The 12,099-nt window shown below is 55.1% G+C and carries 11 protein-coding genes; all 11 read left to right on the top strand.

Going from position 1 to position 12,099, the window contains the following annotated elements:
• The first annotated feature begins 188 nt into the window (after positions 1 to 188).
• Positions 189 to 980, top strand: a complete 792-nt coding sequence (locus tag L8K08_RS29415) for a type IV secretion system protein (protein ID WP_242201876.1) — start codon at positions 189 to 191, stop codon at positions 978 to 980.
• A gap of 13 nt (positions 981 to 993) precedes the next feature.
• The gene (locus tag L8K08_RS29410; RefSeq protein WP_242201922.1) at positions 994 to 1,800 is read left to right on the top strand and encodes a TrbG/VirB9 family P-type conjugative transfer protein; all 807 of its coding nucleotides are present in this window, start codon (positions 994 to 996) and stop codon (positions 1,798 to 1,800) included.
• Positions 1,787 to 3,088, top strand: a complete 1,302-nt coding sequence (locus L8K08_RS29405; RefSeq protein ID WP_242201874.1) for a TrbI/VirB10 family protein — start codon at positions 1,787 to 1,789, stop codon at positions 3,086 to 3,088. Before L8K08_RS29410 ends, L8K08_RS29405 begins: the two co-directional genes overlap by 14 nt.
• Positions 3,089 to 3,097: 9 nt before the next feature.
• Complete coding sequence (gene virB11, locus L8K08_RS29400; RefSeq protein WP_242201872.1) at positions 3,098 to 4,138, top strand: P-type DNA transfer ATPase VirB11; 1,041 nt, start codon at positions 3,098 to 3,100, stop codon at positions 4,136 to 4,138.
• Positions 4,139 to 4,150: 12 nt separating this feature from the next.
• Positions 4,151 to 4,513 carry a hypothetical protein gene (locus tag L8K08_RS29395; RefSeq protein ID WP_242201870.1) on the top strand — a complete coding sequence of 121 codons (363 nt, stop codon included), beginning with the start codon at positions 4,151 to 4,153 and terminating at the stop codon, positions 4,511 to 4,513.
• Positions 4,514 to 4,610: 97 nt separating this feature from the next.
• The gene (locus L8K08_RS29390) at positions 4,611 to 4,817 is read left to right on the top strand and encodes a hypothetical protein (RefSeq protein WP_242201868.1); all 207 of its coding nucleotides are present in this window, start codon (positions 4,611 to 4,613) and stop codon (positions 4,815 to 4,817) included.
• 189 nt (positions 4,818 to 5,006) lie between these two features.
• Entirely contained in the window at positions 5,007 to 7,403 is a 2,397-nt protein-coding gene (locus tag L8K08_RS29385) for an ATP-binding protein (RefSeq protein ID WP_242201866.1), read from the top strand.
• On the top strand, positions 7,381 to 7,716 hold the full coding sequence (locus tag L8K08_RS29380; RefSeq protein ID WP_242201864.1) for a hypothetical protein: 336 nt from the start codon (positions 7,381 to 7,383) through the stop codon (positions 7,714 to 7,716). Before L8K08_RS29385 ends, L8K08_RS29380 begins: the two co-directional genes overlap by 23 nt.
• Positions 7,717 to 7,796: 80 nt before the next feature.
• A complete protein-coding gene (locus tag L8K08_RS29375; protein WP_242201862.1) occupies positions 7,797 to 9,455 on the top strand; it encodes a type IV secretory system conjugative DNA transfer family protein in 1,659 nt (552 codons plus the stop codon).
• A gap of 53 nt (positions 9,456 to 9,508) precedes the next feature.
• Positions 9,509 to 9,892 carry a TrbM/KikA/MpfK family conjugal transfer protein gene (locus L8K08_RS29370; RefSeq protein ID WP_242201860.1) on the top strand — a complete coding sequence of 128 codons (384 nt, stop codon included), beginning with the start codon at positions 9,509 to 9,511 and terminating at the stop codon, positions 9,890 to 9,892.
• 25 nt (positions 9,893 to 9,917) lie between these two features.
• Entirely contained in the window at positions 9,918 to 12,083 is a 2,166-nt protein-coding gene (locus L8K08_RS29365) for a type IA DNA topoisomerase (protein ID WP_242201857.1), read from the top strand.
• Positions 12,084 to 12,099 lie beyond the last annotated feature (16 nt).

The following is a 12,099-nucleotide window of genomic DNA, read 5'->3' as shown; positions in this document are numbered from 1 at the left end:
CTTTCGGCTGCCTGCCTGGCGGGGTGCAGTTCACCGCCTAAACCCACCTGTACCACGGGTGATTGGGAAAGCATGGGCGTACACCCTTCTGCCCACATCGTCCCCGCCTCAGTTGCTGCTCCAGGACGGGCAGTGCCCAGCAAAAAGGTAGTAGCACAAACCACCGTTTCAGACGAGGCCGCCCAGCCATGACGATTAAGACCCGCCGATCAAAACAAGACGTCATCGAGCGCGAGCGGCAGCTGGCCGCTCGTAGCAGCATCGATGCCGCGACTCAGCAGGAAATCAGCCTCTCTCAGCAAGCCTATGTGCACGCTGCCCGTTGGTTCGAAAGCAACGTGGCGACCGATCTGCAGCGCAAAGCGCGCAACTCCAATCGCCTGGCCATGTTCTTCGGCGTGCTGACCTTTATGTCGATCGCAGCTGTGTTGGGCCTGACCCCGCTCAAGACCGTTGAAACTTACCTGGTGCGCGTGGACAGCAACTCTGGTTTTACCGACGTGGTTAAGCCTGTCAGCCAGGTCAAATCAGCAGAGCAGATCGACGATGAATACTGGCTGGCCACGTACGTGCGCTTTCGTGAGAGCTATAGCTTTGCTGGCAATAGCGCCCAATACCATATGGTCGAGTTGATGTCCCACGACGATACCTTCGCGAGCTACAAGAATTTCCAGCTGTCATCCAAAGGCTACCTGGCCGTGCTGGGCGACAAGCGTCAGATGGGCGTTGTGATCAACAACATCAACTTCCTGGAGCGCAAAGACGGCCAGGGCACCGCCCAGGTGCGTATCACCAAGACCGTGCTGGACAACCACGGTGTGCCAGATCCCCAGCTCAAGCCTGCGGTCTGGATCGACACGATTACCTATGACTATAAAAACCCAACCAAAAATGCCGGTGACCAGTGGCTCAACCCACGTGCGTTTGGGGTGAAGTCATTCACACCGACCCAAGAGGTGGGGGTGTCTCATGACAAGTAATGGCCAAGCTGCCGTGGCTCGTAACGCCATCACCGCCGGAATCGCGTTGGTGCTGCTCGTACTGGGGGCACCTGGTGCCTTTGCCGAGAGCCTGGGCGACGGCTCGACGCTTGATCGGCGCATCCAGACAGCAACCTACAGCCCCGATCAGGTCTACCGAGTCCAGGCAGCGATTGGGCGCGGGTCGCTGATCCAGTTTCCACCAGCCGAGACGGTCAACGAGGACTCGGGCCTCATGGCGATGGGTGATCCCGCTGCTTGGTCCATTGGTGCGAACAAGGCCGGCAACCTGGTGACCATCAAGCCGATCACCGATGAGGAGCCCAACACCAACCTGATCATCAATACCAACCGACGTACCTACCTGCTGGAACTCAAACTGGTAGGTCGCGTGGCTGACACCACTTACCTATTGCGTTGGAACTACCCAGATCCTGTGAAGAAGGTGGTGGCCGCAGCGCCACGCGGCGAACTCAACCCGTGCGCAGGTCCTGTACAAAACAGGGTTTACCAGCGCCGAGGGGATAAAAGCATTTCCCCTTCTGAAAGCTGGGACAACGGTTTGCTTACCTGTTTTCGGTTCGCCACCAATGGCCCGCGTCCTGTGCTGTACCAGGTACTGCCAGACGGTACCGAAACGCTGGCCGATGCCCACAACGAACAGAACATCGTGGTCGTGCACGGCGTCAGCCAATTGTTTCGTTTTCGTCTGAACAAGTTGGTCTTTGAAGCCCGCCCCGTTAATCCGATCGGCACTGGCTACAACTTCAACGGCACTACCACAGGCGAGATCCGGGAGCTCAAACATGCAGACCAATGATCAAGCGCCTACTTTCGAGAACAGCACAGAGGATGCCGATGCTGCCACCGCTCAATCCAGCCAAGCGCGCGGCCAGTTTGACCTAGGCAAGAAATCCAAAGGAGGAAATCAAGCCAAACTGAAACTGATTCTCAGCATTGCCGCAGTCGTGGTTGTTTTTTTGGTCATCGTGGTGGGGGTGTGGATTATGGTCTATCGCCAAATGAAGAGCGGTACCGTTGACGTGGACGAGGCAACCGCTAAGCCTGATGCCACCTTGGCGGTCGACAAAGGTAGCGATGATGGGATGAAAAAGGCGCAGGCCGAGCAGTTGCGCAAGAATGCCGAAGCTGACGCCGCTAGAAAAGCTCAGGAAGAACAAGATCGGTTAACCGCCGAGAGAAATAGCACGCCTCCTGGGGGCAAAAGCACGGCAGGCACTGCTGGTAACGGCGGCGTAACTTCGACGGGTTCGGGCAATGAGAAGTCCTTCACGCCGGCGATGCGTAAGATGAATGCGAGCCTGGTCGTGACACCAACAGTGCAGGATGTTTCGAAATACGGCGCTGCAGGCAGCACGGAAAAATCCTCTGTATCGGGTGAATCACCTCACAGGCAGTCCTATGGGCAGGACAGTGGCGGCCTGGATGGCTCTAGCGACGGATCATCAAGGAATAAGGCAAGCTTGAGTCATCTGTCGGGCACCACCTTCGCTTCATCCAAGGCCTACCTGGCACCCTCTGGCAAGTACCTGATCAGTCACGCCACATACACGCGTTGCGCGCTGTACACCGAAATCGTCACCACACACCCCGGCCTGGTCGATTGTCGCCTGACGGATCCGCTGTACTCGGCAGACGGCTCGACGGTGATAGCCGATGCCGGCGACAAACTCACAGGCGAGCAGACGGTTTTAGTAATGGCAGGTGAAACCAGCGTGTTTACCGTGTGGAACATGCTTGAAACGCAGTCCGGTACCCGAGTGCGCATCGACAGTCTGGGGGCAGGGCCCATGGGCGCCAGTGGTACGGAAGCCTGGATTGATCATCACTGGAAACAGAAATTCCAAGGTGCGGTGATGCTGTCGCTCTTTCAGGACGGGATGCAAGCGCTGGTCAACACTACGCAAAAAACAGGTGGCTCAGGCTACACCGTCAATAACAGCGAGCAGAACGTCGAGAGCATGGCCAGCAAAGTGCTGGACAGCTCGATCAATGTTGCGGACACCGGCCATGTCATGGCGGGCACCGTGATTAACGTAATTATCGCGCGCGACATCGACTTCTCGACCGTATATGAAAACCGCTAAGGGGGCAGGATGAACAACAGTGCTCCAGCGCCGCTGGACGATGATTTCAACGATGCCACCCTGGCCCAGGACTTCCTGGATCAATCCGGTGTAACCGAGCGGTTGAACCGTCCAGGTACTACGGATGTGGCGATCAATCGACCGTTTGAGTTTTGGATTGATGGCCCTGAAGGCTGGCAGTATGAGCCGGCTCCTTGGCTGGACTTCGGATTGTGCTGGAGGCTGGCCAACAGCTTGGCGGCGTTCAACTTACGAGATCTGTCGCCGCATAAGCCCATTCACACAGTTGAGCTTCCGGGCGCCGAACGTGGCCAGATCGTCATGCCCCCGGCCTGCGAGCGAAAAACCCTGTCGATGACTTTTCGTAAACCCTCGTTGCAGCGCTTCACACACGAGGATTACGTCAACAGCGGTCGCTACGACAGGGCTCAGGCAATCTCGGCGCCCAAAACCGAACTGGCTCAGTGGCAACAGCTAATGCAAGCTGCGCACAGATCGGGGGAATGGGATCGGTTTATGCGCCTGGCCGTCGATAATCGACAAAACATCATCATTTTTGGTGGGCCTGGCTCGGGCAAGACCACATTTGGAAAGTCGTTGGTCGACCTTTTCCCGACGCATCGACGCATGGTCACGATCCAGGAGATGCTGGAGGACCAGATGCCTTTCCATCCCAACCACGTGCATCTGCTTTACGGCACCCACGTTACGCCCAAGGCGCTGGTGGCCAGCTCGCTGCGCATGAAGCCGGATCACCTTTTCCTGGCCGAGATCACCGGCGACGAGGTGTGGCATTACATCGAAATGCTCAACACCGGTACCAGAGGCACTGTGTGTACGGCGCACGCTAACGATGCCGAAGCGGGCTTCGCGCGGGTGTGCGGCTTGATCAAGCAATCACCGATCGGCATCGGCCTGGATTACAGCTACATCGATCGCCTGGTGCGATCCTCATTCGATGTGGTGGTGTACATGGAAAATACGCACATCCTGGAAGTGCATTACGAACCCGAACACAAGCTGGCATTGCTCAATGCCAAGCACAGCTGATAGGAGGCCGTTATGTGGTGGAAAATGACACTACTTGTCATCACATTGATGTTGGTGTGCTTCGTGGCCGGTCTTTACGCAGGCGGTGCGCTGTTCCTGCATTTGACGCAAAGCAGCTTCGCCGGGCTGTCTTGGGCCACGCTGTGGGATGCCCGGCACATACCGCTCAATGACCGGCGCATTCTGTACCTGCCCTGGTCATGGTGCGTTACCGCAGCGCTGACATTCATGCCTGTCGGTATTACCGTGATGGCCATCTTCATGCGGTTAAAACCTAAGACCTCACTGCATGGCGATGCTCGCTTTGCCAATAACAGAGAACTTCGCCAATTCGAATACAAGGGCGAATACCTCAACACCAGTGGTAAAAAATGAGACGACCCGCAAGAGCAATTGATTAGGACTGCCAAATCAATCTTTGTAGGTTCCTTCATCCTCCCCAATCCAGCCTCAAAGGCCTCAAGGACTGACTGTGACTGATAACACGATCAATGCCCCCAAATTTATGATCCGGTTTGCAACAACAGAACAGCGTGATGCTGTCCATGCTAAGAGCGCTGAACAGCACATTTCCATCAACGCATTCGTTTTGCAGGCTATTGATGAAAAGTTACAGCGCGGCGCGGCGCTGGATGCGGTGATTGAGCTGGCTAGGCAAAAACTCACTGTAAACGCTTAATTGCATTCGTAAATAGCAATGCCTCCTACGGCGCTGCCTTGAATCCTGGCGACCGTAATCTGCTCGGCCATTCCCATATTCACATTCCCTTGCCTCACAGCTGAAAGAGCCCCCTGGGGCTCACTGCTGCGCGCTGTTCGGCTTGGAGTTAAACCCCCTTTTTTATAACCACTTTTAACGAGGTGTCGTATGCGGCTGCCCTTTGAACTGGATCCACAAATTATTCACCACATTATTTACAGCCAAGCTGGATCGATCGGTAAAGCTCTGATCGAGCTGCTGATGAACGCTGTCGATGCCGGCGCCAGAACGGTTCAGCTGACGATGACCAAAGAAGGCTTCAAATGCGCCGATGACGGCCGAGGCTTCGCCAGTCGAGAGGATGTGCTGCGCTACTTTGGCCGATTTGGTACTCCTCACCAAGAAGGTGATGCTACCTATGGGCGTTTTCGTCTGGGCCGCGGACAAATCATGGCGCACGCCAAAACGCAGTGGTTTTCCAACCATTGGCACATGAACGTTGATACCCAGCAGATGGGCTACAGCTACGACCTCGAGGATCTGGGTGATCATTTGCCCGGCTGCATGATCGTAGGTACCTGGTACGAACCGCTCAACGACCTGGAACTGATGTCGGCCGTCCAGGAGATCCGGGACTTGGTGCGCTATACCAGCATCAGCGTTGAGCTCAATGATCGGGTAATCACGCGTGATCCGACTGCTGAGAAATGGGATTTTGAAGACGAATGGGCGTACTACCGGATTAAAGAAGAAGGCGCGGTCGCAATTTATAACCAGGGCGTTCTGGTACGTCACGATGCCTCGCACATTTGGGGTGCTGGGGGGCTAATCGTTTCCAAAAAGGCGATCGGGCTTAACGTGTCCAGGACTGAGATTCTGCGTAAGACCTGTTCCGTCTGGAAAGCCATCGCCAAGGTGTTTGGTCCGCTGGCTGACAAGGTTTCGGGTCGATTGGGGGCACATCGTAAAACCGAAGCTCGCCGCGAAAAATCGGCGCGATTGTTGCTCAGCGGTGATCCGCGCCTAAATGACATCTTCTGGAAAGAAGAAGTGATCACCGTGCTGCCCGGTAAACGGCATGTGACCCTTGATGCATTTTTTGGAAAGGCCCATCGGGAGCATAACAACACCTACTCGGCGGCTTACAGCCGTGATGTACCTAAAGGTGAAGCGATCGCCCAGCAGGGCATCATCCAGGTGATTCATCCTCAAACACTCGAGCGTTTTGGGTGCCACAGCGTTGACGATTTTGTGGAAGTGCTTGAACGCGTGGTCGGTCACCTGGTGGCGGACAGTCAGAGCAATCAGAGTCGCTTTCCTTACTACTGGCAGGAAACGCCTCAGTTGGTAGCTTTTTCAACCTTGAAAAAAGCGTTCCTTGAGCGAACCGCGATTGTTGACGAGAAAAAGGCGCTGGACAAGGAAACTCGCCGGGCATGGGTGGCGCTGCGTTGGTGTTTGCAGCATTACGCCGGCGCCTGTATGGGCGTCGAGCGTTGGAGAGACGGCACCGTACGCAGTAGTAAAGACCGCATGCATGTGCTGCTCGGTGAATCCAATACCAATGAAGCGTGGACGGACGGGAAAAGCTACCTTGCCATTGACTGCAAAATTGTCAAAAGCTTGAAAACCGAACCCATGAAAACCGCAGCGTACATTTTCGGGCTGGTCGAACACGAAGTGGCGCACGAAGGCGACAGCCTGGATTGCGGGCACGACGAAGCCTTTTATCAACGCTTTCATGATATTTCCCTGCGCATGGCGCCTGAACGCCAACGGTTTATGCACAAATGGCTGATGAAATACACCATGAGCATGGAAAAGGAAGGCCAAAAAGCCCGTGGTAGTGCCTGGGGAGAGCGCTATTTGGTTGAACGGGTGGGCACGGGCCGCATGAAGCGTGGATTGCCGGCCGCGATCGAGGATCTGTCTGCAAACCCCATCGTCACCACTCCGGTGCCTGAGCAAAACATGAGTTTGCTCACCGTGATCAATGCCGGGCTGATCGACAAAGGCGTCTGTCCACCGCCACCGGATTGGCAGCAGGTGATAGAGCAGGCTCGCCTGGATCAAGAGGAGGCCAGCGAGCAGTGTCGTGAGCAAAGGATGCTCGAGGATGCTTATTCGGAGAACGAGTGGAGGGATGAAAGGCTGCTTGTCAAAGCGCAGGAGCCTTTCATTGCGCGGGTACTGGAACTCGAACTAACAGATATCCCGCCAGAAGCGCTGCAGCACTTTTGCGAAATGGTGGCCTTCTACGGTTGTGACGAACAGGACGTACGTGATGAGTGGGCCCGGATCCAACATGGTGATAGACATGAGCCTGAGTTGACGTTTGAAAACGATCACGATGACTACGATCAATCGCTACATGACGCTTTTGAGGGGGAATCAGAGTCCGAAATCGCAAGCGATGATCCGCGTGGTCAGCTCGATCAAGATTGCCGTGACTACGTCCAGGAAGGCGAAACCTGGTGGACGTTGAAGAATAACTCGATGTCAGCAGGATTCTGGCGAGTTGAAGATTACCTGAAATGGCGCCATGCCAATCAAGTTGACCATTAACCCTAAGCCATCGATTAATGCGGTTCCGCAAACTCAACTCGATCACCATTCAAAGGTCTCCAACATGAACATTTGCGCCATCCTCGTGGCCGCTACGGTCATCGCCTGCCTGACAGGTTGTGTCACGCCGGCTCAACTTCAGCGGCAAAACGAGCAGTTGCTGCTGATCAATACCAACCTCATACAGATACAGGCCAACCAGTTAAAAGCTCAGGAGCTGCAGAAAAACCAGCTTTCGCTTCAAATGCAGGGCAATGCCCAGCAGGCCCTGAGCAGTGCCCTGTCTCAGGTAAAAGGGCATGACCATGACTGAGCGCCGGGGTTGTGAACGTACGCACGCGTTACTTTGCCACGGCGTTCAAGCTTTCCAATCGGCAGATGAGGCGCTTCATCATGGCTAAATCATTGGCATACAGCCCAAAAAACCCGCAAACGCGCATTGAGGAATATCCGGCGTTCCTGATTGGCCGACACCCATCAAACAACTCGTTTCTGGCCAGTTACGGTCAGCAATTTGTAATGCTGGCTGCACCACCAGGAACAGGTAAAGGTGTGGGAGAAGTAGTTCCAAACGCTCTTTCTTACCCAGATTCAATGGTGATTAACGATCCAAAGTTTGAAAATTGGCAACTGACATCAGGTTTTCGGGCTTCAGCGGGGCACAAGGTATTTCGCTTTTCCCCTGAGTTGTTGGAAACGCACCGCTGGAACCCTCTGTCACAGATCAGCCAGGATCCTCTCTATCGATTGGGTGAAATCCGAACGCTGGCCAGCGTGTTATTTGTATCAAGCAACGAGAAAAACCAGGAGTGGTATACCAAGGCGGGCAATGTATTCACTGCTGTTTTGCTATACCTGATAGAAACGCCAGCTATGCCGTTCACGCTTCCTCAAGCCTACGAGGTAGCTTCTTTAGGTTCTGCTATGGGCGTCTGGGCTCAGCAAGTCCTTAAAGAGCGCAGTAGCGGTCCTGAGGCGCTTTCCACTGAAACACTGCGTGAACTCAATGGTGTTTTGGAGGCATCCAAAAACAAAAGTAGTGGCTGGTCGACCACTGCAGACATCGTGCGCGATGTGCTCTCAATTTACGCAGAGAAGACCGTCGCTTGGGCTTTGTCACCTGGCAGATCTGATCTTCAAATTGATTTTTCCATGGCCAGGCAGGAAAAAACCACGATTTACTTCAGCATGTCTGAGGAATCGCTGAAAAAGTTCGGCCCATTGATGAACCTGTTTTTTACTCAGGCTATACGGCAAAACTCCAAGCCATTGCCTGAGCTCGGTGGGCATTGTTCTGATGGGACACTCAAGTACAAGTACCAGCTCGCGCTGCTTATGGATGAGTTTGCGATCATGGGCCGAATGGAAATCATGGAAACTGCTCCTGCACTGACTCGAGGCGCAGGTTTGCGCTATTTCATAATTTTTCAGGGTAAGGATCAGATTCGTGCTGTGTACGGTGTTGAGAAAGGCAACGCCATCATGAAGGCGTTCCATATTGAGATCGTATTTGCGCCTGGTGATATCGAATTGGCCAAGGAGTACAGCGCCAGGTTAGGTAACCGAACGGTTAGAGTGCAGACCCAGTCACTGGGCAAGCGCAATATCAATGAGCGCAACCAGACGGACAATTACAGTGATCAGGCAACACCTCTGATGCATCCACAGGACATCAACGAGCTGCCATATGACCAACAGCTGGTGTTCGTCCAAGGCACAAAAACCACCGCTCCAATGAAAATCAAGGCGCGCAAGATTTTCTATTACGAGGATAAAGTCCTAGATGCTCGCTCAAAAATCCCGCCGCCTTCACTGCCTATCGCTGACGCAACACAAATTGACGCACTGACTGTACCAGTGCGTGTTGTGGACCAAAAAGCGTCAGTTGCAGATCCGCACGCTCAGCAGCTCCAGGTGGAGCACAAAAAGCGCTGGATTCCAGGCGGGGCAGCTGCTCAAACCTCGCAACCGCAGGCAACCGCAGGCAACCGCAGGCAACCGCAGGCAGCCGCAGCAGCCATCAAGCCGCATGCACAACACGCAGACGATTAAGCGCAATACCGCCAACTGCTCTTATGCAGTGTCAGCTATCTAAGGAATAAATCATGAAACTTACCACTTGTGTGGAGGCGCAGCCGTGCCTCCGTTCTGATAGCCGCGTGTCCGGCTATCCCCCGAAAAACGCTCAAGGCCGGCGGATTCTGGCTGCCTTGGTGCTGATTTTCAGCGCAAGCGTCGTCACGCCGGCATCTGCCAAAGACCCGTGCAAAACGGTGCTGTGCATGTTCGGAAAGCTCACCGGCAATAGCGGGGGTAGTGAGTGCAGCAGTGCGGAAGCCGATTACTTCGGAATCACGGTGAAAAAGCACGGAAAGATCAATTGGGGCAAAACAGCGACGGCGCGCGGGCAATTCCTAGACAGCTGCCCCGGGGCTGATAAGGGCTCAAACAAAAAAATCAATGACACGTTCGGCAAGGTAATGGGCTAAGCCCTTTTTTGAGTTAGAGGTGTATATGCGCGTTTTTATTGCTGAAAAACCCGACTTGGCCAAGGTGATTGCCGAGGCGCTGGGCAGTCCACATCGCCGAGAGGGCTACATCCAGTCCGGGCCCGATGTGGTGATCTGGTATGTTGGCCACCTGCTGCAACTGGCGCCGCCCGAGGTGCACAATCCGGCTTACAAAAACTGGGTCGCCACCGACCTGCCGCTCAAGCTGCGGCCTCACAAATACCAGCCGATCGCCAAGACCGAGTCGCAGCTCAAGATCGTTGGCCAACTGATCGGCAAAGCCACCGAAATCGTGCACGCCGGCGATCCGGACGACGAAGGCCAGCTGCTGGTCGAGGAAGTGCTGGAGTATTACCGCAACACCGCACCGGTCAAACGCATCCTGATCAACGACCTCAACGCCAACGCTGCCCGCAAGGCGCTGGATAGTTTGCGAGACAATCGCGAATTCTTCGGTCTGTACCAGAAAGCTCTGGCCCGCAGCATCGGTGATCAGTTGTACGGTTTCAACATGACCCGCGCGTGCACCCTGGCTGCCCAGGCCAAGGGCGTCAAAGGCGTACTGTCGGTGGGCCGGGTGCAGACCCCGATCCTTGGCTTGATCGTAAATCGCTACTTGGCGCACAAGGGGCATGCCGGCGCTTTCTTCTACACCGTTGCCGCCAGTTTGGCCTTTTCCTCCGGCCGAGGTCTCATTAAGCCTCGACTGATCGCTTCAACCGATGCGCCCGTTGACGATAAGAACCGCATCATCGATGAGCAGTACGCCAACCAGGTCGCCGACGCCTGTCGTCAGAAGCAGGCAACGGTGACCCAATCCATTATCGTGGAGAAAAAGACGCCGGCACCACTACCGTTCGCGTTGCTGGATCTTCAGGTGTACATGAGCAAGAAACACGGCATTGACGCTGAGAAAACGCTAGAGCTGACTCAGGCGCTGCGCGAGAAATACAAGGCGATTACCTATAACCGCTCCGATTGCAGCTATCTGTCAGACGAACAGTTTGCCGAAGCGCCGACGACGCTGGATCTGCTGAGCCAGGCTCTACCCGACTTGGCAGGTATGTTCAGCGGTGTGGACTCCGCGCGAAAAAGCCGGGCATTTGATGATGGCAAGGTTTCAGCACACACGGCGATCATTCCCACGGCCGTGAAGATCGACGTGGGCCAGCTCAGCGCTGACGAGCGCGCGGTATACCTGGCCATCGTCAAACGCTACGTCATCCAATTTCTGCCTGAAAAGCTCTACTTGAGCACCGAGGTCTTGTTCGAGGTAAGCGGCCAAACGTTTCTGCAGCGTGCGACCAAGGTCACCCGGCCGGGCTGGACGGCCCAGGTTGAGGAGGAAAGTGAAGAAGAGGATGAAGGCGAAGAAGAAAACGCCGGCGCCGGCGCAGATGCTGTAGGCACTTTCGAAGCGTTGGCCAACTTGAAGCTTTATGACCAAGGCGCATGTGACGGCGTTACCGTAACGAAAGAGAAAACAAAGCCCCTGCCTCTTTACACCGAGGGGACGTTGTTGAAGGACCTGCAGCGTGTGGCCAAGTATGTGAAGGATCCACGTATCAAGCAGCTGCTTATAGCGCGCGACCATGGCAAGAAGGGTGAAAACGGGGGAATCGGCACCCCGGCAACCCGCGCTGCGATGTTGGCCAAGCTTCGGGAACGCGGATTTTACGAGGTAAATAAGAAAAAGCTCATTCCGACGCAGTTGGGGCTTGAATTCATTGCCGCACTGCCGGCGATCGCCACCACGCCGGACATGACTGCTTTGTGGCATGAACAGCAGCAGATGATCGAGACCGGTGAGATGACGGTAGATGCGTTCCTGGACGAGCTCGAGCACTTCATTGCCGGCCAGGTGGGCAATGTGGATTTGAGCAATGTGCAGGCCTCGGCCAGGGACGCGGCGCCGCAACTATCCGCCAGATGCCCTATGTGCGGGGCAGAGCTGGTGGTGACCACACGCCAGATCGGCTGCAGGGGATGCCAGTTCAAGCTGTACCCGGAAATCGCTGGGAAGATGCTGACATTCGGACAGATCGAAACGCTGTTGACCAAAGGCAAAACCGGTGTGCTCAAAGGTTTCAAGACCAAAGCAGGCAAGCCGTTCGAAGCGGCCTTAAAGCTGGATCACGAAGCCAAAGTCGAGTTTGTGAAAAACCGCTGAATCACCACTCATCATC

It is taken from the genome of Pseudomonas sp. TREG-RG-20F-10-E-6-01, from assembly GCF_022662455.1.
In the GTDB taxonomy this organism is placed as follows: Bacteria; Pseudomonadota; Gammaproteobacteria; order Pseudomonadales; family Pseudomonadaceae; genus Aquipseudomonas.
Note: the sequence above shows the minus strand (reverse complement) of the source record. Positions and strands in the feature narration are given on the sequence as shown.

Excerpts from the sequence above, each read along its gene's own strand:
- L8K08_RS29370 (WP_242201860.1), top strand. The coding sequence starts at position 9,509 with ATGAAACTTACCACTTGTGTGGAGGCGCAGCCGTGCCTCCGTTCTGAT.
- virB11 (WP_242201872.1), top strand. The coding sequence starts at position 3,098 with ATGAACAACAGTGCTCCAGCGCCGCTGGACGATGATTTCAACGATGCC.
- L8K08_RS29415 (WP_242201876.1), top strand. The coding sequence starts at position 189 with ATGACGATTAAGACCCGCCGATCAAAACAAGACGTCATCGAGCGCGAG.
- L8K08_RS29375 (WP_242201862.1), top strand. The coding sequence starts at position 7,797 with ATGGCTAAATCATTGGCATACAGCCCAAAAAACCCGCAAACGCGCATT.
- L8K08_RS29380 (WP_242201864.1), top strand. The coding sequence starts at position 7,381 with ATGCCAATCAAGTTGACCATTAACCCTAAGCCATCGATTAATGCGGTT.
- L8K08_RS29395 (WP_242201870.1), top strand. The coding sequence starts at position 4,151 with ATGTGGTGGAAAATGACACTACTTGTCATCACATTGATGTTGGTGTGC.
- L8K08_RS29365 (WP_242201857.1), top strand. The coding sequence starts at position 9,918 with ATGCGCGTTTTTATTGCTGAAAAACCCGACTTGGCCAAGGTGATTGCC.
- L8K08_RS29385 (WP_242201866.1), top strand. The coding sequence starts at position 5,007 with ATGCGGCTGCCCTTTGAACTGGATCCACAAATTATTCACCACATTATT.
- L8K08_RS29405 (WP_242201874.1), top strand. The coding sequence starts at position 1,787 with ATGCAGACCAATGATCAAGCGCCTACTTTCGAGAACAGCACAGAGGAT.